This is a genomic window from Mycoplana sp. MJR14, assembly GCF_029210525.1.
In the GTDB taxonomy this organism is placed as follows: domain Bacteria; phylum Pseudomonadota; class Alphaproteobacteria; order Rhizobiales; family Rhizobiaceae; genus Mycoplana.
In genome coordinates this window covers 500,204-524,922 of sequence record NZ_JARGEO010000004.1, presented here as the reverse complement: position 1 = coordinate 524,922, position 24,719 = coordinate 500,204, and the positions used below count along the sequence as shown (strand labels likewise).

Sequence of the window (24,719 nt, the reverse complement as noted above, 5' to 3'; positions counted from 1 at the left end):
CCGGCGAGATACCGCACCTGCTTCCCGGAGACCCCTTCCATGAAACGCCTTCTCCTGATCGGCGCCGCGCTGGCGGCCCTCGCCGCCCCGCTCTCGGCAAGCGCTGCCGACAAGCTCCTCAACGCCTCCTACGACGTCGCCCGCGAGCTCTTCGCCGCCGAGAACGAAGCCTTCGTCGACCAGCATCCCGGCGTCACCGTCGACCAGTCGCACGGCGGCACCTCCAAGCAGGCCCGCGCCATCGTCGAGGGCCTCGAGGCCGACGTCGTCACCTTCAACCAGGTCACCGACATCGACTTCCTCGTCAAGAACGGCTTCGTCGCCGCCGACTGGCAGAAGAAGTTCCCGAACAACGCCTCGCCGTTCTACTCCTTCCCCTCCTTCCTCGTGCGCGCCGGCAACCCGAAGAACGTCAAGGACTGGGACGACCTCGCCCGCGACGACGTCAAGGTCATCTTCCCGAACCCGAAGACCTCCGGCAATGCCCGCTACACCTATCTGGCGGCCACGGCCTATGCCAAGGAGAAGTTCGGCGGCGACGAGGCCAAGGTGAAGGAATTCGTCACCAAGATCTTCGACAACGTGCCGGTGTTCGACACCGGCGGCCGCGCCGCCACCACCACCTTCGTCGAGCGCGAGATCGGCGACGTCATCATCACCTTCGAGGCCGAGACCAAGGCGATCGCCAAGCAGTACGGCGCCGACAAGTTCGAGCAGGTCGTTCCCTCGGTGAGCCTGCTCGCCGAATTCCCGGTGGCCGTCGTCGACAAGGTCGCCGAGAAGCACGGCAGCCAGGAGCTGGCGAAGTCCTATCTCGACTTCCTCTACTCGCCCGAAGGCCAGACGATCGCCGCCGAGTTCGGCCACCGCGTCCTCGACGAGAAGGTCGCCGCCACGTTCAAGGACCAGTTCCCCGAGATCCGGCTCGTCAAGGTCGAGGACGTCTTCGGCGGCTGGGCCGAAGTCTCCAAGGAACACTTCGCCGAGGGCGGAGTTCTCGACACCATCTACGGCAGCCGCTAAGACACCGGCCAGATCCGTTTGGGACCGGCGGGCGCAAACCCGCCGGTCCTTCGTTTGCGAAAGGACGAGTCCAGTGAAACGCCGCGTTCTGCCCGGGCTGCCGCTCTCTCTCGGGATCACGCTGGTCTATGCGGCAATCATCATCGTGCTGCCGCTGGTGGCGCTCGTCTTCAAGGCGGCGAGCCTCGGCTTCGCCGACTACTGGCGCATCGTCTCCTCCGACCGCGCCGTGGCGAGCTACCTCGTCACCGTTTCCTGCGCCCTGGCCGCGACGCTGTTCAACCTCGTCTTCGGCATGGCGCTCGCCTGGGTGCTCGTACGCTACCGCTTCCCCGGCCGCCGCGTCGTCGACGCGCTGGTCGACCTGCCCTTCGCGCTGCCGACCGCCGTCGCCGGCATCTCGCTGACCACGCTCTTTGCCGTCAACGGCTGGTTCGGCGGCCCGCTGTCCGCACTCGGCGTCAAGGTCGCCTACACCCCGCTCGGCATCATGGTGGCGATGGCCTTCACCAGCCTGCCCTTCGTCGTCCGCACCGTGCAGCCGGTCCTGGAGGAACTCGATCCGACGCTGGAGGAAGCGGCCCAGACGCTCGGCGGCAGCGACCTCTCGGTCTTCGCCCGCGTCGTCCTGCCGCTGCTCACGCCCGCCCTTCTCGCCGGCGTGTCGCTGTCCTTCGCCCGCAGCCTCGGCGAATTCGGCGCCATCATCTTCATCGCCGGCAACCAGCCGTTCGAAACGGAGATCACCGCCCTCCTCGCCTTCATCAGGCTGGAGGAATACGATTATCCGGCGTCTGCCGCGATCGCCTCGGTCATGCTGATCACGGCCTTCGTGATGCTTGCTGTCACCAACCTCATGCAGGCGCGCGCGCTGCGCTATACGGTGAGAAACTGATCCCATGACCGGTCCTTCCCCGCACCGCCGCCCGCCGCGCATCGGCGAGGCCCCCGCCTTCCGCCGGACGCTGCTCGCCATCGTCCTGTTCTTCGTCGCGGTCATCATCGTCGCCCCGCTGAGCGTGATCGGCGTCCACGCCGTTTCCAAGGGCCTGCCCTATTTCGCCGCCGCGATCGCCGAGCCGGACACCCGCCACGCGATCATGCTGACGGTGCTGACGGCGCTGATCGCCGTGCCGATCAACACCGCCTTCGGCATCGCCGCCGCCTGGGCGATCACCAAGCACGACTTCCCCGGCCGCCGGCTGCTGCTGATCGTCATCGAGATCCCCTTCTCCGTCTCGCCGATCGTCGCCGGCGTCTCCTATCTCTTCGTCTACGGCCTGCAGGGCCTGTTCGGCCCTGCGCTCGAGGCGGCCGACCTGAAGATCATGTTCGCCCTGCCCGGCATCGTGCTCGCCAGCATGTTCGTCACCGCCCCCTTCGTCGCCCGCGAACTGATCCCGCTGATGCAGGCGCAGGGACGCGATCTCGAGGAGGCGGCCACCTCGCTCGGCGCCAGCGGCTGGCGCACCTTCCTGACGGTGACCCTGCCCAACATCAAATGGGCGCTGCTCTATGGGGTGGTGCTGTGCAACTCGCGCGTCATGGGCGAATTCGGCGCCGTATCGGTCGTCTCGGGCAACATCCGCGGCCAGACCAACACGCTGCCGCTGCACATCGAGCTTCTCTACCACGACTACGACGCCGTCGGCGCCTTTGCCGCCGCGTCGATCCTCGCCACGCTCGCGATCGTCACCCTGTGCGTGAAGGTCGTGCTGGAACGGCAGGGTGCCGGCCGGCGCAACCGCCCGGCGACCCTTGCCGGCAATGAAAGCCTTTCGGAGGTCAAGCCTTGAAGATCAGCCTCGACAACGTCGTCAAGACCTTCGACACGTTCCGTGCCGTCCATGGCGTCTCGCTGCAGATCGAAAGCGGCGAGCTCGTCGCCCTGCTCGGCCCTTCCGGCTCCGGCAAGACGACGATCCTGCGCATGGTCGCCGGCCTCGAGTATGCCGACGGCGGCCACATCTATTTCGGCGAGGAGGACGCGACCGACATTCCCGTGCGCGACCGCGGCGTCGGCTTCGTCTTCCAGCACTATGCGCTGTTTCCGCACATGACGGTGGCCGAGAACATCGCCTTCGGCATGAAGGTCTCGAAGATCAGGCGCTCCGCCGAGGCGATCCGCGAACGGGTCGAGGAACTGCTGGCGCTGGTGCAGCTCAGCGGGCTCGGCCAGCGCTTCCCGGGCCAGATCTCCGGCGGCCAGCGCCAGCGCGTCGCGCTCGCCCGCGCGCTCGCCGTCGATCCGCGCGTGCTGCTGCTCGACGAGCCCTTCGGCGCGCTCGACGCCAATGTCCGCCGCGACCTGCGCCGCTGGCTGCGCAAGATCCACGACGAGCTCGGCATCACCACCCTCTTCGTTACCCACGACCAGGAGGAGGCGCTCGACCTCGCCGACCGCGTCGTCATCCTCGACAAGGGCAGGATCGTCCAGCAGGGTACGCCGGAGGAGGTCTGCCGCAGTCCGGAAAACGCCTTCGTCATGCGCTTCCTCGGCGACGCCAACGCGCTGCCGGCCACCGTGCGGGACGGCAAGGCCTATGTGCAGGACGTCGAATTCGACGCCCAGGGGCTGGCGGACGGTGCGGCGGAGGTGCTGTTCCGCCCGGCCGACGTCGCCTGGCGCGAGGACGGCCAAGGCGTGCCGGCCCAGATCCTGCGCGTCCTGGATCGGCCGGATTCGCGCCGCGTGCTCGCCAAGACCACCGGCGGCCAGTCCATCGAGTTCGACACCGCCCCGGAATTCCCCCACCGCAAGGGCGAGGCCGGCTTCATCGACATCCGCCGGCCGCGCGTCTACGCGACCGGCTGAGGCCGGTCCGTCAGGAGGCGGGCTCAGCTTTGGGAACGGCGGCGCGGATCAGCGCCTTGGCGTCGTCGCTGTCCCAGGCGGCGGGGCCGTTCATCGCCGAGACGAGGCAGCCCTTGTCGTCCATCAGGAGCGTCACCGGCAGCCCGAAGGCGAGCCCCTCCGCCTTCAGCGTGTTGAACACGCCCATGGAGCTGTCGCGGTAGTAGCCGAGATCGTGCACCGCCGTCTCGTCGAGGAACGCCTTCGGCTTGTCGTCGGCGCCGGTGTCGATGTTGATCGCCACCACCTCGAAGCGATCGCTTCCGAGCTCCTTCTGCAGCGCGTTCAGGGCCGGCATCTCCTCGCGGCAGGGCACGCACCAGGTGGCCCAGAGATTGACGAGCAGCGTCTTGCCGGCGAAGTCGGCGATCGCGCGCGGCTTGCCGTCCGGACCATTGAAGGAAAGCTGCGGCAGCGGGCGGGGCGCATCGACCGCCCGCATCGCGGCCACCTGCCCGGTGAGGAACGGCGTCAGCGCCGCCGCCGTCTCGCCCGCCATGGCGCACTGGCCGCCCTTGCCCGCGGCCACCGTCGCCCCGCCATTGCCAGACCCGCTTGCGATCACGTATACCGCTGCCGCACCGGCAAGAGTGCCGGCAAGCGCGGCCAGCGCGATCAGCTTGACGGCCGGGCGACCCGGCTTCTTCTCGACTGTCATTTCATTCTCCAGGATAGGCACTCCCATGGCTGACGCAAAAACTGAGACCCAGTCCTCGAACCAGATGTGGGGCGGCCGCTTCGCATCCGGCCCGGATGCGATCATGGAGGAGATAAATGCCTCGATCGGCTTCGACAAGAAGCTCTATGCACAAGACATCCGCGGCTCGATGGCGCATGCCACCATGCTGGCCCATCAGGGCATCATTTCGACCGAGGATCGCGACAGCATCGTTTCCGGCCTGCAGACGATCCTGAAGGAGATCGAGGACGGCAGCTTCCAGTTCTCCCGCAAGCTGGAGGACATCCACATGAACGTGGAGGCCCGGCTCGCCGCGCTGATCGGCCCCGCCGCCGGCCGCCTGCACACCGCCCGCTCCCGCAACGACCAGGTGGCGCTCGACTTCCGCCTCTGGGTGAAGGAGGAGCTGCAGAAGACCGAGAAGATGCTGTCGGCGCTGATCACAGCCTTCCTCGACCGTGCCGAGGAGCATGCCGACACCGTCATGCCCGGCTTCACGCATCTGCAGACCGCCCAGCCGGTGACCTTCGGCCACCACTGCATGGCCTATGTGGAGATGTTCGGCCGTGACCGCGCCCGCGTGCGCCACGCCATCGAGCACCTGGACGAGAGCCCGATCGGCGCGGCGGCGCTCGCCGGCACCGGCTTTCCGATCGACCGCCACATGACGGCGAAGGCGCTCGGTTTCCGCGAGCCCACCCGCAACTCGATCGACACCGTCTCCGACCGCGACTTCGCGCTGGAATTCCTCTCCATCGCCGCGATCGCCGCCACCCACCTGTCGCGCCTTGCCGAGGAGATCGTCATCTGGTCGACGCCGCAGTTCGGCTTCATCCGCCTGTCGGACGCCTTTTCGACCGGCTCCTCGATCATGCCGCAGAAGAAGAACCCGGACGCCGCCGAACTCGTGCGCGCCAAGACCGGCCGCATCAACGGCTCGCTGGTGGCGCTCCTGACGGTGATGAAGGGCCTGCCGCTCGCCTATTCCAAGGACATGCAGGAGGACAAGGAACAGGTCTTCGACGCCGCCGAGAACCTGGAACTCGCCATCGCCGCGATGACCGGCATGGTCCGCGACATGACCATCCGCACCGACCGGATGAAGGCGGCCGCCGGCTCCGGCTATTCGACGGCGACCGATCTGGCCGACTGGCTGGTGCGCGAGGCCGGCCTGCCCTTCCGCGACGCCCACCACGTCACCGGCCGCGCCGTGGCGCTCGCCGAACAGAAGGGCTGCGAGCTCTCCGCGCTCTCGCTCGACGAGCTGCAGGCGATCAATCCGGCGATCACCGACAAGGTCTATGACGTCCTCACCGTCGAGGCGTCGGTCGCCAGCCGCACCTCCTTCGGCGGCACCGCGCCCGACAACGTCCGCCAGCAGATCGCCTGGTGGCGAGGCCGCAACTGAACCAGGGTCGATGGATCAATCCGCTTGCATGAATCATCAGAAGAATCAGGGTGCACAACCGCGTACCGATTCTGCTATGAGGATGTCATTTGATCGAGACCCCATCCGGAGCCGCGAAACCGCATGACACTGAAATCCACTGCCAGGCTGGCGCTCGTCCTCGTTCTCTCGGCGACGGTGATATCGGCCTGCGGCCGCAAGGGCGACCTTGACCGGCCGGGTGTGACCTCCAGCAAGGCTGTCGGCGCGGATGGCAAGAAACAGCCGGTCGAGGACAGGCCCTTCCTGCTCGACCCGCTTCTCTGACGGAACAGGCACGTGAACCATTTCGAATATCGCGACGGCGTCCTCCATGCCGAGGACGTTCCCGTTCCGGACATCGCCAAGGCCGTCGGCACGCCGTTCTACTGCTATTCGACGGCGACGCTGGAGCGCCATTTCAGGGTGTTCTCCCATGCGTTCGAGGGCGTGGATGCGCTCGTCTGCTATGCGATGAAGGCCAATTCCAACCAGGCCGTGCTGAAGACGCTGGCGCGCCTCGGCGCCGGCATGGACGTCGTCTCCGAAGGCGAGCTGCGCCGCGCGCTCGCAGCCGGCGTGCCGGCCGACCGCATCATGTTCTCCGGCGTCGGCAAGACGGCGCGGGAGATGGACCTCGGCATCCAGGCCGGCATCTACTGCTTCAACGTCGAATCCGAGCCGGAGCTCGAGATCCTCAACGCCCGCGCGGTGAAGGCCGGCAAAGAGGCGCATGTCTCCTTCCGCATCAACCCGGACGTCGACGCCCGCACCCATGCCAAGATCTCGACCGGCAAGAAGGAGAACAAGTTCGGCATCTCCTGGGAGCGCGCCCGCGCCGTCTACGCCCGTGCCGCCGAGCTCCCGGGCATCAAGGTGACCGGCATCGACATGCACATCGGCAGCCAGATCACCGAGCTGCAGCCGTTCGAGGATGCCTTCAAGCTGCTCCGGGAGCTGGTGCAGACGCTGCGCGCCGACGGGCACGTAATCGACCACGTCGACGTTGGCGGCGGCCTCGGCATCCCCTACAGGAACGACAATTCCCCGCCGCCCCTTCCCGATGCCTATGCCGCGATCGTCAAGAACGAGCTCAAGGGCCTCGGCTGCAGGATCGTCACCGAACCCGGCCGCCTGATCGTCGGCAATGCCGGCATCCTCGTCACCGAGGTGATCTATGTGAAGGATGGCGGCGAGAAGACCTTCGTCATCGTCGACGGCGCCATGAACGACCTGATCCGGCCGACCCTCTACGAGGCCTGGCACGAGATCCAGCCCGTCGTCCATTCCGCCGCCAATGCGCCGCGCATCCGCGCCGACGTCGTCGGCCCGGTCTGCGAGACGGGCGACTATCTGGCGCTCGACCGCGAGATGGCGATGCCGAAGCCGGGCGACCTGATCGCCGTCGGCTCCGGCGGCGCCTATGGTGCCGTCCAGGCCGGCACCTACAATTCCCGCCTGCTGGTGCCGGAGGTGCTGGTGAAGGGGGCCGAGTTCCACGTCATCCGCCCGCGCCCGAGCTATGACGACCTGATCGGGCTGGATTCCGTGCCCGCCTGGCTTTCCTGACGGCGCGCGAAGCGGTGGACAGCCGCTCGCAGGTGATCACGTTTTCGCGTCCACCCTCGTCTTCGCCACAAAGGATGTTATCCTTCGCCTGAACCCGAAGGCCATGAGGGCCACACGGGAGAGTTCGATGCGAAGCGAGGAAGATGCAGGAAGACGCGCCCCAGGCCTCCGGCAATTCCAGAGGTGACGGCCTTGCCGCCCGGTTGAGCCGCAAGCGCGCGGTTGCGCGCCTCGTGCTGTATGCGGAAGGCCTTTTGCCGAAGCTCCTGCCGCCGGCCTTGCTCGTCGCAGGCTTCCTCGCACTGACCTGGTTCGGCTATTTCCGCCACGTGCCGGCCTGGCTGCACGTCGCCACTCTCGGCGCCTTCGGCCTCGGCCTCGTGCTGCTGGCGTTCCGGCTGCGCACCGTCGCCTGGCCGAAGATCGACCGCGCCGACCGGATGCTGGAGGAGCGCAACGGCCTCGTTCACCAGGCGATCCGGGTCCAGGCCGACAGGCCGGTGGGCGGCGGCCCGGTCGCCGATGCGCTGTGGCGCGAACACCGCGCGCGGATGGCCCGCACCATCGGCGCGCTGCAGGCAGGCACGCCCCGGCCCGACATCGCCCGCCACGACCGCAACGGCCTGCGCGCCATCCCGGTGCTGCTCGTCGCCGTCGCCTTTGCCTTTTCCTATTCCAACCGCGCCGGCCTGCTCTCCGACATCGTCACCTTCCAGCAGCCGCCGGAGGACCGGCCCGATGTGCGCATCGACGCCTGGGTGACCCCGCCGCCGCATACGGGCCGGGCGCCGATATTCCTGACCGGGACCACCGAGCCTTTGCAGGGGCCGCTGCGCGTGCCGCAGTTCAGCGAACTGACCGTGCGCGTCACCGGCGGCGAGGCGACCGACGGCGTCAGCTACACGCCGACCGGCGAGGCGGCGACGGCGATCCGGCCCGAGGAACCGAAGACCGATCAGCAGGCCGCAGCGCCCGCAGCGGGCGGTCCGCGCAAGGCCGATGCCCCGCCGGCACCGCCCGCGCCGAGACCGGCGGGCGCCCCGCAGACGATGCGCTACCAGATCGTCAAGGACGGCACGCTGTCGCTCGCCGGCCAGCAATGGGCCTTCAACATCATCCCCGACCACGTGCCCGAGATCGCCTTCGACGGGCTGCCCCGCAAGACGGTGGCGTCCGCGCTCGAGATCAGCTTCATCGCCCGGGACGACTACGGCATCCAGCAGGCGCATGCGGAGATCGTCCCCGTCGAGGCGCCGGCGCCCGACGCCCGTCCGCTCTACCCGGCGCCGGAGTACAAGCTCGACCTGCCGCGCCGCAACGCCCGCGAGGCCAAGGGCACGACCAGCCGCAACCTCAGCGAACACCCGATGGCCGGAAAGCGGGTGCGGATCACGCTCGTCGCCCGCGACGCCGCCGGCCAGGAGGGCCGCAGCCAGCCGCAGGAGATGGTGCTGCCGGCCAAGGTGTTCTTCGAGCCGCTGGCCGGCGCGGTCGCCGAGCAGCGCCAGACCTTCGCACTCGATGCCAACCAGCTGCCGCGCGCGGTGACGCTGAGCGAGGCCCTGATGCTGCGGCCGGAGGAGACGATCCCCAACCCGACGCACTTCCTGCTGATCGGCTCGGCGCAGGAGCGCATGAAGCTCGCCCGCAACGACGACCAGCTGCGCGAGACGGCCGACTATCTGTGGGAGATCGCGCTCGGCATCGAGGACGGCAACCTGTCGCTGGCCGACCGCCGCCTGCGTGAGGCCCAGCAGGCGCTGTCCGAGGCGCTGGAGCGCAATGCCCCGGACGCGGAGATCGCCAAGCTGATGCAGGAACTGCGCGAGGCGATGCAGGCCTACATGCAGGAACTGGCGCGGCAGGCCCAGAAGAACGGCCAGATGCAGCAGAACGCGCAGCAGGGCCAGATGCTGCGCCAGCAGGACCTCGAGCGGATGATGGACCAGATCGAGAACCTGGCCCGCTCCGGCGCCAGGGACCAGGCTCGGCAGATGCTGTCGGAACTGCAGCGGATGATGAACAACCTCCAGGCCGGCCGGCCGCAGCAGCAGCAGGGCCAGCAATCCGATGCCATGCGCCAGCAGATGGACAAGCTCGGCAAGCTGATGCAGGAACAGCAGAAGCTGATGGACCAGACCTTCAACTTCGACCAGGCATTGCGCGACCGCATGCAGCGCGGCGACCCGATGCCGGGCGACGAATTGTTCGACCAGCAGCCCGGCGATCAGGGCCAGCAGCAACGGCAGGAGGGCCGGTCGCCCACCGACGAGATGACCGAGGAGCAGCTGCGCCAGGCCCTGAAGGATCTCAAGGCGCAGCAGGAAGCGCTCGGCCAGCAGCTCGGCCAGCTCCAGAAGAGCCTCGAGGAGATGGGCATCGAACCCGGCAAGGGCTTTGGCGAGGCCGGCCGCGAGATGGAGGGCGCCGCGGAGGCCCTCGGCGAAGGCGAGGGCGAGGCGGCCGTCGGCAGCCAGGGCCGCGCGCTGGAGGCGTTGCGCCAGGGCGCCCAGGACATGATGAACCAGATGCAGGCGATGGGCCAGCAGGGCGGCGAGGGCCAGGGCCAGCCGCAGATGGGCCGCAACGGCCGCGATCCGCTCGGCCGCGAGCGCCCGAACACCGCCGAAGGGCCCGACTATGACGGCCGCACGCGCGTGCCCGAGGAGATCGACATCCAGCGCGCCCGCGAGATCCTGGAGGAAATCCGCCGCCGCCTCGGCATCGGCAATACCCAGTCGATCGAGCGCAACTATCTGGAACGGCTGCTCGGCATCGAGTGAACCCCAGGATTTCCGATCCGGCGCTTTTCGGGCGTGGTCCGGCCGGACGGCCGCGATCGGGGTTCAGGCGTGCCGGATGGCGTGCGCTGCGGCAGCCGGTCAGGCGGCCAGCGCGCGCGCCACCGCCGTGCGGATGTCCGGCAGACTGAACGGCTTGGCCACGACATCGACGATCTTCCCGGCGAGATCGTCCGCCCGCTCGCGCTGCTCGGCATAGCCGGTCATCAGCAGGATTTTGAGATGCGGATGGGCCTTCGCGGCCCTGTGGGCGAGTTCGATGCCGTCCATCACCGGCATGCGGATATCGGACAAGAGCAGGTCGAAACCGCCTTCGGAAAGCGTGTCGAGCCCCTGGGCGCCGTCGGCGGCCTCCACCGTCTCGTGGCCGTCGAGCCGCAGCGCCCGCGCCACGAATATACGCAGCGAATCCTCGTCCTCGGTGATCAGAATTCTCGCCATGGTGTCCCCTTCGGGCCGTCCATCCGACCCTGTCCGCAATGCGCCGAGCGCGCAGCCGCGACCGCGGCCGACCCAGAAAAGACCAGAGTTTCCTTTGCGATCGGTAAACGGCGGCAGGACAAACCGTGGGGGCGTTGTGCCGGATCGGGCCGGGATCAGTCCGCGTCGCCGGTCACCACGCCGACGAAGGGCAGCTCCCGGAAGGCATAGGCGACGTCCATGCCATAGCCCACGACGAAGTGATCGGGGCATTCGAAGCCGACATAGTCCGCCTCGAGGTCGGTCTGCCGCTTGACGCGCTTGTCGAGCAGGACGGCGATGGTGACGCGATGGGCGCCGCGCTCCAGAAGCAGCTCCTTGGCGAACTTCAGCGTGCGGCCGGATTCGAGGATGTCGTCGATCAGCAGGATGTCGCGCCCGTGCACGTCGCTGTCGATGTCCTTGACGATCCTGACGCCCTGCGAGGTCGTGCCCTTGCCGTAGCTGGAAAGCGTGATGAACTCCACCTCGGGCGCGAGCCCGGTCGCGTGCATGGCACGGATCAGGTCGGCCGCGAAGATGAAGGACCCCTTCAGGATCGAGATGACGAGCAGGTCCTTGGTCGGTCCCGCCTTGATCTGCTCTGCCATCTCCGCATTGCGCTGTGCGATCTGGTCCGGGCTGTAGAGGGTTTCGATCTTCTTTCCGCGCACGACTTGCATCTGGATCTCGCTCCGGCATTGGGACAGGCGGCATCCGCCGCTTCTGCCCGCCGCATAGCACACTCACAGCCGGAGCGCATCCTCGGGCACGAGCGAAACGGCGACTTTCGGCAGGCCGCTGCCCTGGTGCGGGATCTTCAGCGAGAACGGCCGCGTCGTCCCCGGCGCCATGCGGGCGGAGGCCGTCTCGATCCGGTGGCGCGCCACGGTCCTGCCGTTGACGATGACGTCGACGATGATGGCCGGCAGCGGATGGGCCTGCGGCGACCGGTTCTCGACCGCGCCATAGACCGAAAGCACCTTCATCCCGTTGCGGTCGTCCAGCGACGACGTCACCCCGGCGACCTGCAGTCCGGCCTCGGCGGCGCCGCCGGAAAAGACGGTGGCGAGCGCCGAGAGCCCGCCGGCGAAGAAGAAGGCCCCGGCCACGCCTGCGGTCACGACCGTGCCGAAGGCCCGGGCCGGCAGGCGCTGCAGCCCGCGCTCCACGAGCTGCGCCGAGGCCACGAGGGCTGCGAGCGCAAACCGGCCGAGCGCGACCATGACCGCGACGGCGGCGCCGTCCGCGCCCTCGCCCGTCCGGTTGTCGTTCTTCGCCGTCGCCCGGGCCGCGTTGCCGCGGCGATCCGGCAGGACAACGAAATCCGCATCGACGATGTCGGGGGATGGCCGCCTTGCAGCCGTCCCCGGCCTGCGTCTTCCCGGTTCCGGCGGCAGCAGGTCGATCGGGGCGCCCTTGTCGCGCCGTGCGCCGAATGCGCTCATGGCGGTGCTCCTTGCCGTTGTCTTCCAGCGACGAACCACCCGTGAAATGTCGGGCATTGATCCGAATCCTTACGAAACGTAAACCATACTGGTTAATGCTTCGGAAACCGGCCTTGGATGGGCCTTGATTTCGTGCCATCGGCGAGCCTGCGAGAAAGGTACGCTTCGCGCGCATAGACGAGAACCGGATTGCCCCTTTGATACACTTCGAGAATGTCGGCCTGCGGTACGGGATGGGTCCGGAAGTGCTAAGCGACCTGACCTTTGACATTCCGCGCCGATCCTTCCAGTTCCTGACCGGCCCGTCCGGTGCCGGCAAGTCGACGCTGCTGCGGCTGCTGTTCCTGTCGCTGCAGCCGACCCGGGGGCTCATCCGCACCTTCGACCGCAACATCGCCACCATCCCCCGCGAGGAACTGCCGATGCTGCGTCGCCGCATCGGCATCGTCTTCCAGGACTTCCGTCTTCTCGACCACCTGACGACCTACGAGAACGTGGCGCTGCCGCTGCGCGTGCGCGGCAAGGACGAGCTGTCCTACCGCGCCGACGTCATCGACCTGTTGAAATGGGTGGGCCTCGGCGAACGCATCAACGTTCTGCCGCCGGTTCTCTCCGGCGGCGAGAAGCAGCGCGCGGCGATCGCCCGCGCGCTGATCGACCGCCCCGAGCTTCTGCTCGCCGACGAGCCGACCGGCAACGTCGATCCGCCGATGGCGCGGCGGCTCCTGAGCCTGTTCATGGAACTCAACCGGCTCGGAACGGCCGTCGTCATCGCCACCCACGACCTCTCCCTGATGGACCAGGTGGATGCGCGGCGCATGATCCTCTCGCAAGGGCGGCTCGACATCTATGAATGAGCACGCCATGCAGCAGGACCCGCAGGAGCGCCAACAGAAACGCCCGGAAATGCGCGTCCGGCCGACCGCGCCGATCGTGCCGCCCTCGAACGTCTCCGGCAATGCGCTGATGTGCGTCATCGCCATCATGGCCTTTCTCGCCTGCCTGACCTATGGCGCCGTCAGCATGGTCAGGGCGACTGCGGCGAGCTGGCAGAGCCAGATCTCCCGCGAGATCACGATCCAGATCAAGCCGGACGACAAGCTGGACATGGAAGCGGCGCTGAACGACGCCCGCGACCTCGCGCTCACCTTCACCGGGACGCGCGACGGCCAGATCGTCGACCGCGCCGCGACCGCGCGGCTGCTGGAACCCTGGCTCGGCGAGGGCCTGGACCTCGACGAGCTGCCGGTGCCGCGGCTGGTGGTGATCACGATCGACGAGCGCGACCCGCCGGATTTCGCGGCGATGCGGAAGGCGCTTTCCGAGAAGATCCCCCAGGCCTTCCTCGACGATCACCGCACCTGGGTGAACCGGCTCGTGGCCATGGCGGAGACCACCGCCTGGATCGGCACCGGCGTCCTCATCCTGGTGTTCTCGGCCATGGTGCTCACCGTCGTCTTCGCCACGCGCGGCGCGCTGTCCGGCAACCGCCACATCATCGAGGTGCTGCATTTCGTCGGCGCCGAGGCGGGCTTCGTGGCGACCGAGTTCCAGAAGCATTTCCTGAAGATCAGCCTGAAGGGCTCGTTTGCGGGCGGGGCGCTGGCCGCCCTCGTCTTCGCGATTGCCGGCTACTGGCAGGGGCGCTCGCTCGCCACGCCGGAAAGCGACCAGGCGACCGCGCTGTTCGGCACCTTCTCGGTCGGCCCCGGCGGCTATCTCGGCATTGCCGCGACGATGATCGTGATCGCGCTGTTGACGACGCTGACGGCCCGCTTCACGGTCATGCGCACGATTTTCGAGATCGACCGGATCCGCTCCGATCCGGCGCGAACCGACGGGTTGCCCGAGACGTAATCTAGGCCGCGCCATTGTGCCGCAGCGGACTCGTCCTCGCCGCAATCGCACGATATGAAGAAGAATCATGGTCGCAATGGACGAGTCGAGGAACCTGATCACGAAGGATGGCACGCCTCCAGCCAGACGCTGGCGGATCCGTCCGATTCGTCGCTTCGTGCGGCTGTTTCTCTTCCTGCTGCTGATCGTTTCCGGCGTGATGGTCGGCGGTTTCCTCTATTTCGCCGACACGGTCGCCTCGCTCGAGGCGCCGCGCCATCCCCGCGCCGACGCGATCGTCGTGCTGACCGGCGGGTTCCAGCGCATCGACCAGGCGATCGGCCTGCTGCAGGAAGGCGCCGGCAAGCGCCTGCTGATCTCCGGCGCCAACCCGACCACCTCCGGCAACCAGATCCGCAAGTTCACGCAGTCCTCGTCCTCGCTGTTCGAGTGCTGCGTCGATATCGGCTACGACGCGATGGACACGATCGGCAATGCCAACGAGACGGCGCGCTGGATCAGCGATCACGGCTACCGCCGGGTCCTGGTCGTGACGAACAACTACCATATGCCCCGCAGCCTGCTGGAACTGCGGCGGAGCGACAAGGACACCGAGTTCCTGTCCTACCCCGTCATCAATTCCGACCTGAAGAACGGCAGCTGGCTCGGCGAGCCGCAGGTGATGAAGGTGATGCTGTCGGAATACGTCAAATACTCCGTCGCGGTCGTCCGCGACATGATCGGCGCGCGCACGGCGAGCGGCCTGCGGCGCGACGAACCGGCCCATGCGGCCTTGCTTCCGGAGAACTGAACGCATTGCGCTCGGACCCGGTTTCCGGCGCCGGAATATTCGTGTAGGCAGGCTTACCTTCCGAGGAGAGCTTCCGCCTGATGATCGTCGTGCGTTCCATCCTGTTCAACCTGGCCTTCTACCTCAATCTGATCCTTCAGATGATCGTGCTGACGCCGGTCTATTTCCTGCTGCCGCGCAAGAAGGCCTATGTCATTGCCAAGAACTGGGCGCGCAGCAACCACTGGCTGTTTGCCAGGATCGTGGGAGCGACCTTCGAGATCGAGGGCCTGGAGAACATCCCCAAGGGCCAGGGCTACATCTTCGCGCCGAAGCACCAGTCCTTCTGGGATGCCTACGCGCTGCTGCCGTGGCAGGACGATCCCTTCTACATCCTCAAGCGCGAATTGACCTGGATCCCGCTGTTCGGCTGGTACATCCTCAAGCAGCGCATGGTACCCGTCGACCGCGGCGCACGCGGCCGGGTGATGGCCGCGGTGATGGAGCGGGCCAAGGCCGAGATGCAGAGCGGCCGCCAGCTCATCATCTATCCGGAAGGCACGCGCCGCCCGCCGGGCGCCCCGCCCGAATACAAATACGGGATCGCAAGGCTCTACCGCGACCTGAAGGTGCCGGTGCTTCCGGTCGTCATGCATCCCGGCCTGTTCTGGCCGCGGCGCAAGTTCCTGCGCTATCCCGGCCATTTCAAGGTCCGCATCCTGCCGCCGATCCCGGCCGGCATGGACCCGGATGCCTTCCTCGCCCATCTGATCGACGTGATGGAGACGGCGAGCGACAAGCTGCTCCTGGAGACGGTCGAGGCCAATCCGCACCTGCCGCTGCCCCCGACCGCAGCGGCGCGCGTCGCCGAGTTGCGCGCCCGCGGGGCCTGACGCCGCACGATGCCATGCGGCGGCAAGCGGACTTCAGCCGCCGTTGACGAGCCGGTCGACGGAGCGCCCGACATCTTCCAGCCAATGGTCGCGAATGCCCATCTCCCGCAGGTGGGCGAGCGTATTGGCCACGTATTCGGTGTTCGGGCCCGACTTGCCCTTCGCCGTGCTGACGGCGAGCGCCGCCTCCTCGACGGACAGCGCGCCGGCATACTGATGGTGGCTGCGGTCGATCACATAGGCGAGCGCCGGCTTGCGCAGCCCGTTCCCGAGGGTGACCGGCAGGGTGCGCTCCTTGTAGACATGCGTGACCAGCTCGCGCTCGCGCAGATAGCCGACCACCGCATCCCATCGCTCCGGCGCCACGCGAAACGCCATGCCCCGGCATGAACCGCCCCGGTCCAGCCCGAGCACGAGGCCCGGATGGTCGGGCGTGCCGCGATGCACCCAGGAACGCACGCACAGCGAGCGGCGGAACCCATGCAGGCGGGCTGGCCGGCTCTCCTCCACCTCGAACCCCGGATTCCACATCAGGGAGCCGTAACCGAAGACCCAAAATTCGTTGCTGTCCACCGCGCCTGCCCGTACCTACCTGAATGCCGCCGCAATTGCCGGCTTCTTGCCGGCGAGGGCAATCTAGACAACTCCTGGTCCTTCCGCCAGAACGGAGAACGGCATGACTTCGACGAACGGCGCGGCGCCATCCCGCATCGCCCGCAGATTTTGGTTTCTCGGCCTGGGCGTGGCGGTCGTCGTTGCGCTCTACACGGCCGCCTGGTTCTATGGCGCCGACAGGCTGAAGGCCGTCGTCCGGGGTCAGCTCTCCGACGCCTCCTTAGCCGTGGCCTGCACCGGGCTCGACGTCCGGGGATACCCCTTCCGCATCGGCGTGTTCTGCGATTCCCTCGGCCTCGACGACAGCCGCACCGGCACGTCTGCGAGCTTCGGCGCGCTGCGCTCGGCGGCACAGGTCTATCGCCCCGGCCACGCCGTCGTCGAACTCGACGGCCCCGCGCAGGTCCGCGTCGCCCCCGACATGTCGCTGGATGCCGACTGGGACCTGCTGCATGCGAGCGTCGTGGCGGGGACGGCCGCACTGGAGCGCGTCTCGGTCGCTTATGACGCGCTGCGGGGGACGTTCACCCCGGGGATGGGCCGCACGCCCCTGACGTTCACCGTGCGCCACGGGGAGATGCACACGCGCGAGAACGGCGCTGCGCTGGACGCGGCCCTGTCCCTGACCGGGCTCGAGCTGAAGGTCGCCGACACGGCGGTGCCGAGCCTCGACGCGGCGGTCGACCTGTCGATCGAGGGCGCCGCCGGCTGGCTTGCGAGCGGACCGCCGGAGAATGCCCCCCGCGACACGAAGGGCGAACTGCGCCGCTTCGGCCTCGACTTCGGCAACGGCAATACAGCGGTCCTTTCCGGACCCTACGCGATCGACGAGGAGGGCCTGCTCTCCGGCCGCTTCGAGCTCAGGGTGAACGGCATCGATAGCGTCCGGGACCTCGTCAAGAGGGCGTTCCCCGAATTGGCCGACACGGCCGACAGCGTCACGCAGACGATCCGCGGCCTGTCCGGCGGCTCCGACGATGCGCGCGTGCGGCTGAAGGTCGACGACGGCGTCGTCTACCTGGGCTTCATCCCGATCGCGGCCATCCCGCCGCTCTGAGGCAGCTCAGGACGGCTTGTCCGGCGGGGCCACGGGCCGGCCGAAGTTCGCAGCCGCCGTGTCCTGGCCGGCGTCGATGATCGACCGGCGGATGGCCCTGGTGCGGGTGAAGAGGTCGAACAGCTTCTCGCCATCACCCCAGCGGATCGCTCGCTGCAGATAGGCGAGATCCTCCGAAAAGCGCGACAGCATTTCGAGGATGGCGTCCTTGTTGTGCAGGCAGACGTCGCGCCACATCGTCGGGTCGGAGGCGGCCAGGCGGGTGAAATCGCGAAAGCCGGAGGCCGAGTACTTGATCACTTCCGATTCCGTTACCGTCTCCAGGTCGTCCGCGGTGCCGACGATGTTGTAGGCGATGATGTGCGGCAGGTGCGAGACGATCGCCAGCACCTTGTCGTGGTGCTCGGTGTCCATCTCGTCCACCTTCGAGCCCAGCGTTTCCCAGAAGGTCGAAAGCTTCTTCTTGGCGGCCTTGTCGGTGCCGTGCACGGGCGTGAGGATGCACCAGCGCCCGCGGAACAGATCCGCAAACCCGGCGTCGGGACCGGAATGCTCGGTGCCGGCGAGCGGGTGGCCGGGGATGAAGTGGACGCCCTTCGGCACGTGCGGCAGCATCTGCGCCACGACGGATGCCTTGGTCGAGCCGACGTCGGTGAGGATCGCGCCGGGCTTCAGGTTGGGCGCGATCTGCTGGGCGACGCTGCCGGAGGCGCCGACCGGAACCGAGACGATGACGAGATCGGCGTCGCGCACCGCTTCGGCGGCGTCGAGGTAGTAGTCGGTTCCGAGCGCCAGTTCCTCCGCCCGGCGCAGCGTGTCCTCGCTGCGGCTGGAGATCGCCACCGAGCCCGCCAGCCCCTGCTCCTTCACCGCGCGGGCAATGGAGGAGCCGATGAGGCCGATACCGATCAGCGCGATCCTGTCAAACTGTTGAACCGACATGCCTGCCGCCCTTTGTGCGAGATGGAGTGCCCGCCCCGGAAAGGGCGGGGACGGTTGCGCCAGCCATTACCGGCGCTGCGGCGGATTGTCGAGGGGCCGGCGGTTCAGGCTCGTCCGGGTCGAGGGCACGCCGGACGGCGCGAGCACCGGAACGAAGACGCGCCGCGATGCGCGGGCGGCGACGGGCAGACCCTGGTAGAGCCGCTTCTGCGCCTCCACCACGAGCACGCCGGAAAACATCGGCCAGAGCCTTCGTCCGAGCCGTTCGAAGGCGCTGCGCAGCTTCTGCATGGCGCGGTGCTTCGACGGCGGAAACAGCAGCGCCTCGGCGCTCGACCCGGGGGTGAAGTTGGTCTCGCGCAGGAGATGGGTGAGCTGGCCGCGCGAATAGGGCCTGCCGGAGCCGAAGGGGGTGTGCTCCATGCGCGCCCAGACGCCGCGCCGATTCGGCACCACGATGATCAGGCGGCCGCCGGGCGCGAGCACCCGCCAGAGCTCCTTCATCGTCTCGCGCGGGTTCTCGGCGAATTCCAGCGAATGCACCATCAGGATCCGGTCGATCGACGCATCGGGCAGCGGCAGCTCCTCGTCGAAGACGAGCGCGGTCGCCGAGGCCTCGCCGAGCGGCCAGTTCACGGCCCCCTGCCCCGCCGGCATGAAGGCGAAGGTGCGCTCCGTATCCTCCCGGAAGCGGTCGAGATAGGGCACCGCGTAGCCGAGCCCGACGAGACGCTCCTCGGGCAACCGCGCCCAGATCGACGCCAGGGCCATCGTGATCGAGTGCTCTGCGAGATGGCCGAGGGGTGAGTGGTAAAATTCGCGAAGATCGACAATATCTGCGTGCATCGGCGAGATGTTAGCGACCGGACGATGGACTTCAAGGCCCGGGCCGCTAGATTCGACCCAACACCCGTTGCCCGCGCCGGAAGGATTGCGTCATGACACCATTCGACCTCGAACTCTTCGGATGCCGGAGCGACAATTTCGGGGTGCTGCTCCACGATCCGGCGACCGGCGCGACCGCCAGCATCGATGCGCCGGAGGAAAAGCCGATCCTCGCCGCGCTTGCCCGGCGGGGATGGACGCTGACCCATATCCTCACCACCCACCATCACAGCGACCACGTGGAGGCGAACCAGGCCCTGAAGGCACGGTTCGGCGCCGAGATCATCGGCCCCGCCCGCGAGCGCGACCGGATCCCCGGCATCGACCGCGCCGTCGACGACGGCGACCGCTTCGACCTCGCCGGCCATGCCGTCGACGTCCTCTGGACGCCGGGCCACACCGCCGGCCATGTCTGCTACCACCTGCCGGGCGACGGGCTGCTCTTTGCCGCCGACACGCTGTTTGCGCTCGGTTGCGGCCGCCTGTTCGAGGGAACGCCGGCGCAGATGTGGCAGTCGCTGTCGAAGCTCGCCGCCCTGCCGGAGGACACCCGCGTCTATTTCGGCCACGAATACACCCTGTCCAATGCCCGCTTCGCGCTGACGATCGACCCCGACAATGCGGCGCTGAAGGAGCGCGCCGGCGAGATCGAGCGCGCACGGGCGGCCGGACGCTTCACCGCGCCGACGACGATCGGCCTCGAGAAGCGGACGAACCCCTTCCTGCGCGCCGCCGATCCCGGCATTCGCAAGCTGCTCGGCCTGCCGAATGCGACCGATGCGGAGGTGTTCGCCGAGATCCGCGCCCGCAAGGACCGCTTCTGATGACGCCGAAGGAGATCATCGCCACGCTCTGCATGGAGCGCCATCCGGAGGGCGGATGGTACGTCGAGACCTTCCGCGACACCGAGGGCGGCGCCCGCGGCCATTCGACGGCGATCTACTACCTCCTGGAAAAGGGCGAACGCTCCCACTGGCACCGTGTCCGCGATACCGTCGAGATCTGGCACCACTATGCCGGCGGCCCGCTCAGCCTCTCCATTTCCGGCGACGGCCAGGTCATCAACGTCCAGCTTCTCGGCAGCGACCTGGCCGCCGGCGAACGGCCGCAGGTGCTGGTGCCCGCCGGCTGGTGGCAGAGCGCCGAGCCGCTCGGCGACTGGACGCTCGTCGGCTGCACGGTGGCGCCGGGCTTCTCCTTCGACGCCTTCGAGATGGCGCCGCCGGACTGGCGACCGGGACTTTGAGGATCGTGGGAACCTAGGCCGCAGCCCGCTCCGCCGAGGGCTCGGGCCTGCGCCGCAGGATCATGTCCTTGGCCGCCAGGACCGCGCCGCCGGTCACGAGCACGCAGGCGAGCGCAATGCGCCAGGACGGCTCGGCAAAGCCGGTCAGCACCAGGTTGAGCGTGGACAGCAGCGGCGCGGCATAGCTCGCCGCACCGAGGATCTGGATGTCGCCTTTCTTGACGCCGAAGTCCCAGGCATAGAAGGCGGCGCCGACGGGAAGCAGGCCCAGCCCGGCGACGGCGAACCACTCGAAGCCGGTCTGCGGCCAGACGGTCGTCTCCAGGGCCAGATGGCAGACCAGGGACAGGACCGCGGTCGCAAGGCAGAAGCCGGTGACGACATCGGTGGAAACGGCCTCGAAGCGGCGCGTCAGCAGCGAATAGCCCGACCAGGTGAAGGCGCAGAGGAAAGCGGCGCCGTAGCCGAGCGTATAGGCGCCGTCGAAGGACAGCCCGTTGCGCGCGACGATCAGCGCCGTGCCCGCCAGCCCCGCGAGCGCGCCGGCGATGTGGTACCAGCGCAGCTTCTCGCCCGGCAGCATCGCCGAACCGACCACGATCAGCAGCGGCCACAGATAGGCGATGAGCCCGGCCTCGACGGCCGGCGCGTTGCGCAGCGCGGTGAAATAGAGGAAGTGATAGCCGAACAGGCCGGCAATGCCGACGATCCAGACCCTGGCGGGCTGGCGCAGCAGCCTCAGCCGCTCCGGCCGGGCGATCAGCACGCAGATCCCCGGCAGGCTGCCGATCAGGAAGCAGATCGCCGAAAGCTGGAAGGGCGGCATCTGGCCCGAGGCGGTGGTGAAGAGGGCCAGAAGCGACCACATCAGGATCGCCGAAAAGCCGATGAACGTCGCCTTCAATTTCACAGCCATTGCCCCCGCATGACGCTACTGCGGCTCAGCCGCCGAAGCGGGTGGCCGATACCGTGACCGGTCCGAGCTTCGTCGGGATCCGGGCGTAGACCGGGGCATATACCGCGACCGTATCGGCCTTGGCAAACCAGATTTCCATCGTCGTCAGCTGCCGCAGGTACTCGACGTCGCGGCGGCCCTTGCGGTAGCCGGACCGCGGCACGAAGCGAACGCCGCAGACCTTCACCTCGCCCTCGAAGCCGCGGGTCGAGAACGGCCGCGAGCCCTTGTCGACGAGCTTGATGTCCATCCGCGACTCGCCGTCGAAGATCGGCAGCGTCTTGGAGCACACGTTGCTGCCGGCGGGGATGATCAGGCCGGAGATCGGATCGACCACCGCGCGCATGTCCCGCTCGCGGACGGGCACCCAGTTCTCCGGCGGGCGCCGGCGTTCGGGGCGGATCGAGGCGCTGGCGACATTGCCGTTGCGGAAGGTCACGTCGATCGCGCGGGCGCGCTTGCCGCTGCGATAGGACATGGAATACCTGGAGGCGCGCAGCGTGCCGTTCGACAGGACGCCCGTGACCGACGTCGTGCCGTGCGTGTTGGCCAGGATGTCGGCGAGGCCGGCCGAATCCATCCGCCCCGCAATGCTGTAGCGGCGGCCGTCAAAGGCCGAGCGGAAGCTTGCGGTCGCAACGGGAAAACCGGCGAGCCTTATGCTGTAGTCGGTGACGTGACTGACTTCCTGCGCAGAAGCCGTGCCCGCGGCCAGCACCGGCAACATCACCGCCGCGACCCATGTCCTCCAGCCCATCTTCCAAACGCTCCTTCGTCCGATCGACTATAGATCCCTTTGCGGCGATTCTGCGCCGTCATCCGTCGCAGCCCCGCACGAGCGGCAGGATCCGGAACCGGCAATTGGTCTCAATCCAGGGCGCATTGCAACTGTTTTCCCGGAAAGGGCCAAGGTTTGGCTTGACGCCACCACCACGGATGACTATAGAACCGCAACTTTTCCAATAAGGCCAGACGGACTGCGGCCGGACACGGCGCCGGAATCGTATTGTCCGAAACCAAAGAAGAATAGGTGCATCCATGTCCCGTAGTTGCGAATTGACCGGCAAGGGCGTCCAGTCGGGCCACAATGTCAGCCACGCCAACAACAAGACCAAGCGCAAGTTCCTGCCGAACCTGTGCAACGTCACGCTGATCTCCGACGCGCTCGGCCAGCGCTTCCGCCTGCGCGTTTCCGCAGCAGCGCTCCGCTCGGTCGAGCACCGCGGCGGCCTCGACGCCTTCCTGCTGAAGGCCGACGAGAACGAGCTGTCCATGCGCGCTCGCCTGCTGCGTCGCCAGATCGTCAAGAAGACCGCCGCCTGATCACAGGCCGCGGCCCTCAACGACACGCATTCGAGGCCTGACCGATAACACGGCAGGCCTCTCTGCATTGCAGACATCGCTGTTACTCCAACTGGTGGCATCACCCAGGATAAAAAAATGCAGGCAAACCGCATTACCCTCACCTATGTCCTCCTGATGACGCTCGTCGTCGTCGCCTCCAACGTCCTGGTGCAGTATCCGCTGCCGGGAACGCTGTTCGGCGTCAGCCTCGGCGATATCCTGACCTTCGGCGCCTTCAGCTATCCGGTCGCCTTCCTCGTCACCGACCTGACCAACCGCCAGTTCGGGCCGAAGATCGCGCGCAGGGTCGTGATCGCCGGCTTCGCCGTTGCCGTCCTCTTCTCCTTCGCCGTCGCCACGCCGCGGATCGCGATCGCCTCCGGCTCCGCCTTCCTGCTCGGCCAGTTGCTCGATATCTCGGTGTTCAACAGGCTGCGCCGCCAGAGCTGGTGGCGGGCACCGCTCGTCGGCTCGCTGATCGGCTCGGCGCTGGACACGATCATCTTCTTCTCCGTCGCGTTCTCGCCCGTCTTCTCGGTCTTCGGCCCGAACGACGCGTTCGCGATCGAAAACGCCCCGGTCCTCGGCCTCTTTGCGGCGGAGGCGCAGCGCTGGGTGTCCTGGGCGATCACCGATTTCGGCGTGAAGATGCTGATGGGCCTGGTGATGCTTCTGCCCTATGGCGCCCTGATGAGCACGCTCAAGCCCATGCCGGGCGTCGAGAAGGCCGCCGCCTGAACCTCTTTCGCGTTTCCCCCGCCGGATCGTCGTCCTGACGACATCCGAGAAGGCCGCTCAGGCGGCGAACAAAAAGAGCTGTCGCGGGGATCGGCTGGCCGCCTGTGGGAGACCGCAGGCGGCCTTTCTCTTTGTCAGAGGCCGCCGATCAGGCGGAACTCCAGCATCAGGTTGCGCTGCAGGATCGAGTGGTTGTCGTCCGAGACGATGACGATGCGGATGTCGCCGTCCGGCAGCTGCATCACGTCCAGGCCTTCCATGTTGTCGATCTGGTAGCTCATGTCCGCATCGATCAGCACCTCGCCGTCGACGACGGCGCCGGGGCGGATGTCCTCCGCCTTGATGCGCCGGATGCGCATGCCCACGCCGTCCGACAGCCGGAACCGGCGCTCGAGCAGCAAGAGGTCGCCGTTCGGCAGGAAGCCGCCGTCGGTGGCGTCGTAGGGGTCGTTGCGGACGACCGAAAACGTGCCTTTCAACGGCCCGTCGAGGATCGCGGCCATCATGTTGCCCTGCGCATCGAGACTGCGCTCGGCGACGATCACCGGCGCCCCCGCCAGCGGCCCGTCCTCGGGCGAGACCGCGATCGTCTCGAAGCCGCGATTGATGCGGATCTCCCAGCGCGGATAGGGGATGTCGTAGCGCGCCTTCGGCCCCGACGTCTCCAGCCCGGGGTCGGGATAGACGTCGACGCGATGGTTCTGCTCGTAGCTGACGATCGCCGCCCCCGGCGCCAGCGCCAGCCCCTCCGCATCCATCAGGTATTTGGAGTTCTCGTCCTTGCCGTCCGCATTCAGCATCGAACTGATCTTGACGTCGGCCAGCCCCGCAAGCGCCCCCTCCTCGTCGCGCTCGATCGAGCCCGTCATCCAGTGGCCGGTATCGAGGACCGCGACGAAATGCTTGTGATCCGGGCGGAAGCGGATCGAGGACACGGCGCCCACGAGCGCGTTCGGCGAGGAATACATCAGCCCGCCGACGAACTCGAGCTTGCCGAAGGCGCGGGCGGCGGAGCCGACGCCGAAATGCGAGATCGTCCGGCTGTCGATCTCGACGGCGACGCCGGTCGCGGCGCTGGGCGCGGCGACGACCGTCACGGCAAGCGCTGTGGCAAACAGGGCGGACAGTCGCGTCATCAGCTCTCCATGCCCGGCGATCG

At 67.7% G+C, this 24,719-nt stretch carries 27 protein-coding genes; 17 read left to right on the top strand and 10 right to left on the bottom strand.

Features of this window, described 5'->3' with window-relative positions:
- The first annotated feature begins 39 nt into the window (after positions 1 to 39).
- The 4 genes from cysP to P0086_RS13025 all read left to right on the top strand — a co-directional run bounded on the left by cysP (position 40) and on the right by P0086_RS13025 (position 3,838).
- On the top strand, positions 40 to 1,023 hold the full coding sequence (cysP, locus tag P0086_RS13040) for a thiosulfate ABC transporter substrate-binding protein CysP (RefSeq protein WP_112595225.1): 984 nt from the start codon (positions 40 to 42) through the stop codon (positions 1,021 to 1,023).
- 73 nt (positions 1,024 to 1,096) lie between these two features.
- Positions 1,097 to 1,918, top strand: a complete 822-nt coding sequence (gene cysT, locus P0086_RS13035) for a sulfate ABC transporter permease subunit CysT (RefSeq protein WP_148189221.1) — start codon at positions 1,097 to 1,099, stop codon at positions 1,916 to 1,918.
- A 4-nt stretch (positions 1,919 to 1,922) separates the two neighbouring features.
- Positions 1,923 to 2,819 (top strand): sulfate ABC transporter permease subunit CysW, encoded by an 897-nt coding sequence (gene cysW / locus P0086_RS13030; RefSeq protein WP_112595229.1) that lies wholly within the window; start codon positions 1,923 to 1,925, stop codon positions 2,817 to 2,819.
- On the top strand, positions 2,816 to 3,838 hold the full coding sequence (locus P0086_RS13025) for a sulfate/molybdate ABC transporter ATP-binding protein (RefSeq protein WP_148178192.1): 1,023 nt from the start codon (positions 2,816 to 2,818) through the stop codon (positions 3,836 to 3,838). The genes cysW and P0086_RS13025 overlap by 4 nt, the downstream gene beginning before the upstream one ends.
- 10 nt (positions 3,839 to 3,848) lie before the next feature.
- Here the strand turns inward: P0086_RS13025 and P0086_RS13020 are convergent, their stop codons facing one another.
- Positions 3,849 to 4,535, bottom strand: coding sequence for a TlpA disulfide reductase family protein (locus P0086_RS13020; protein WP_275786047.1), 687 nt, complete (start codon positions 4,533 to 4,535; stop codon positions 3,849 to 3,851).
- Between the two features lie 25 nt (positions 4,536 to 4,560).
- On the opposite strand from P0086_RS13020, the gene argH reads away from it, so the two are divergent.
- The 4 genes from argH to P0086_RS13000 all read left to right on the top strand — a co-directional run bounded on the left by argH (position 4,561) and on the right by P0086_RS13000 (position 10,334).
- Complete coding sequence (gene argH, locus P0086_RS13015; RefSeq protein WP_112595235.1) at positions 4,561 to 5,964, top strand: argininosuccinate lyase; 1,404 nt, start codon at positions 4,561 to 4,563, stop codon at positions 5,962 to 5,964.
- A 123-nt stretch (positions 5,965 to 6,087) separates the two neighbouring features.
- Positions 6,088 to 6,270 carry a lipoprotein gene (locus P0086_RS13010; RefSeq protein ID WP_112595237.1) on the top strand — a complete coding sequence of 61 codons (183 nt, stop codon included), beginning with the start codon at positions 6,088 to 6,090 and terminating at the stop codon, positions 6,268 to 6,270.
- A 12-nt stretch (positions 6,271 to 6,282) separates the two neighbouring features.
- Positions 6,283 to 7,551 carry a diaminopimelate decarboxylase gene (gene lysA, locus P0086_RS13005; protein ID WP_275786042.1) on the top strand — a complete coding sequence of 423 codons (1,269 nt, stop codon included), beginning with the start codon at positions 6,283 to 6,285 and terminating at the stop codon, positions 7,549 to 7,551.
- A gap of 143 nt (positions 7,552 to 7,694) precedes the next feature.
- Positions 7,695 to 10,334, top strand: coding sequence for a TIGR02302 family protein (locus P0086_RS13000; RefSeq protein WP_148651516.1), 2,640 nt, complete (start codon positions 7,695 to 7,697; stop codon positions 10,332 to 10,334).
- A gap of 99 nt (positions 10,335 to 10,433) precedes the next feature.
- Here the strand turns inward: P0086_RS13000 and P0086_RS12995 are convergent, their stop codons facing one another.
- The 3 genes from P0086_RS12995 to P0086_RS12985 all read right to left on the bottom strand — a co-directional run bounded on the left by P0086_RS12995 (position 10,434) and on the right by P0086_RS12985 (position 12,259).
- On the bottom strand, positions 10,434 to 10,793 hold the full coding sequence (locus P0086_RS12995) for a response regulator (protein ID WP_112595243.1): 360 nt from the start codon (positions 10,791 to 10,793) through the stop codon (positions 10,434 to 10,436).
- Positions 10,794 to 10,948: 155 nt separating this feature from the next.
- A complete protein-coding gene (gene hpt, locus P0086_RS12990) occupies positions 10,949 to 11,494 on the bottom strand; it encodes a hypoxanthine phosphoribosyltransferase (RefSeq protein ID WP_112595245.1) in 546 nt (181 codons plus the stop codon).
- 63 nt (positions 11,495 to 11,557) lie between these two features.
- The gene (locus tag P0086_RS12985; protein WP_275786037.1) at positions 11,558 to 12,259 is read right to left on the bottom strand and encodes a hypothetical protein; all 702 of its coding nucleotides are present in this window, start codon (positions 12,257 to 12,259) and stop codon (positions 11,558 to 11,560) included.
- Between the two features lie 173 nt (positions 12,260 to 12,432).
- Here P0086_RS12985 and ftsE point away from each other — a divergent pair, with 173 nt between their 5' ends.
- From ftsE to P0086_RS12965, 4 genes are all read left to right on the top strand, one after another.
- Positions 12,433 to 13,116, top strand: coding sequence for a cell division ATP-binding protein FtsE (ftsE, locus tag P0086_RS12980; protein WP_275786196.1), 684 nt, complete (start codon positions 12,433 to 12,435; stop codon positions 13,114 to 13,116).
- Positions 13,109 to 14,116, top strand: coding sequence for an ABC transporter permease (locus tag P0086_RS12975; RefSeq protein ID WP_275786034.1), 1,008 nt, complete (start codon positions 13,109 to 13,111; stop codon positions 14,114 to 14,116). Before ftsE ends, P0086_RS12975 begins: the two co-directional genes overlap by 8 nt.
- A gap of 76 nt (positions 14,117 to 14,192) precedes the next feature.
- Entirely contained in the window at positions 14,193 to 14,906 is a 714-nt protein-coding gene (locus P0086_RS12970; RefSeq protein ID WP_275786032.1) for a YdcF family protein, read from the top strand.
- An 80-nt stretch (positions 14,907 to 14,986) separates the two neighbouring features.
- Entirely contained in the window at positions 14,987 to 15,778 is a 792-nt protein-coding gene (locus P0086_RS12965; protein WP_275786029.1) for a lysophospholipid acyltransferase family protein, read from the top strand.
- A gap of 33 nt (positions 15,779 to 15,811) precedes the next feature.
- Here P0086_RS12965 and P0086_RS12960 read toward each other — a convergent pair whose 3' ends face one another.
- Positions 15,812 to 16,351, bottom strand: a complete 540-nt coding sequence (locus tag P0086_RS12960; protein ID WP_275786026.1) for a gamma-glutamylcyclotransferase — start codon at positions 16,349 to 16,351, stop codon at positions 15,812 to 15,814.
- A 103-nt stretch (positions 16,352 to 16,454) separates the two neighbouring features.
- Here P0086_RS12960 and P0086_RS12955 point away from each other — a divergent pair, with 103 nt between their 5' ends.
- Positions 16,455 to 17,450, top strand: a complete 996-nt coding sequence (locus tag P0086_RS12955) for a DUF2125 domain-containing protein (protein ID WP_275786023.1) — start codon at positions 16,455 to 16,457, stop codon at positions 17,448 to 17,450.
- Between the two features lie 6 nt (positions 17,451 to 17,456).
- Here P0086_RS12955 and P0086_RS12950 read toward each other — a convergent pair whose 3' ends face one another.
- Positions 17,457 to 18,392, bottom strand: a complete 936-nt coding sequence (locus P0086_RS12950; protein ID WP_112595259.1) for a prephenate/arogenate dehydrogenase family protein — start codon at positions 18,390 to 18,392, stop codon at positions 17,457 to 17,459.
- 66 nt (positions 18,393 to 18,458) lie between these two features.
- Positions 18,459 to 19,238, bottom strand: coding sequence for a class I SAM-dependent methyltransferase (locus tag P0086_RS12945; RefSeq protein WP_275786018.1), 780 nt, complete (start codon positions 19,236 to 19,238; stop codon positions 18,459 to 18,461).
- Between the two features lie 92 nt (positions 19,239 to 19,330).
- On the opposite strand from P0086_RS12945, the gene gloB reads away from it, so the two are divergent.
- Entirely contained in the window at positions 19,331 to 20,101 is a 771-nt protein-coding gene (gene gloB / locus P0086_RS12940; RefSeq protein ID WP_275786015.1) for a hydroxyacylglutathione hydrolase, read from the top strand.
- Positions 20,101 to 20,523, top strand: coding sequence for a cupin domain-containing protein (locus P0086_RS12935; RefSeq protein ID WP_275786012.1), 423 nt, complete (start codon positions 20,101 to 20,103; stop codon positions 20,521 to 20,523). The genes gloB and P0086_RS12935 overlap by 1 nt, the downstream gene beginning before the upstream one ends.
- Positions 20,524 to 20,536: 13 nt before the next feature.
- Here the strand turns inward: P0086_RS12935 and P0086_RS12930 are convergent, their stop codons facing one another.
- Together P0086_RS12930 and P0086_RS12925 are read right to left on the bottom strand one after the other, a co-directional pair.
- A complete protein-coding gene (locus P0086_RS12930) occupies positions 20,537 to 21,433 on the bottom strand; it encodes an EamA family transporter (protein ID WP_275786193.1) in 897 nt (298 codons plus the stop codon).
- A gap of 31 nt (positions 21,434 to 21,464) precedes the next feature.
- Complete coding sequence (locus P0086_RS12925) at positions 21,465 to 22,235, bottom strand: DUF3108 domain-containing protein (RefSeq protein ID WP_112595267.1); 771 nt, start codon at positions 22,233 to 22,235, stop codon at positions 21,465 to 21,467.
- A 281-nt stretch (positions 22,236 to 22,516) separates the two neighbouring features.
- Between P0086_RS12925 and rpmB the strand changes: the two genes are divergently transcribed.
- Together rpmB and P0086_RS12915 are read left to right on the top strand one after the other, a co-directional pair.
- Positions 22,517 to 22,801, top strand: a complete 285-nt coding sequence (gene rpmB, locus P0086_RS12920; RefSeq protein ID WP_112595269.1) for a 50S ribosomal protein L28 — start codon at positions 22,517 to 22,519, stop codon at positions 22,799 to 22,801.
- Between the two features lie 117 nt (positions 22,802 to 22,918).
- Complete coding sequence (locus P0086_RS12915) at positions 22,919 to 23,560, top strand: VUT family protein (protein WP_112595271.1); 642 nt, start codon at positions 22,919 to 22,921, stop codon at positions 23,558 to 23,560.
- A gap of 134 nt (positions 23,561 to 23,694) precedes the next feature.
- Here P0086_RS12915 and P0086_RS12910 read toward each other — a convergent pair whose 3' ends face one another.
- Positions 23,695 to 24,696: an esterase-like activity of phytase family protein gene (locus P0086_RS12910; protein ID WP_112608502.1), complete on the bottom strand. Its 1,002-nt coding sequence runs from the start codon at positions 24,694 to 24,696 to the stop codon at positions 23,695 to 23,697.
- Positions 24,697 to 24,719: the final 23 nt, after the last annotated feature.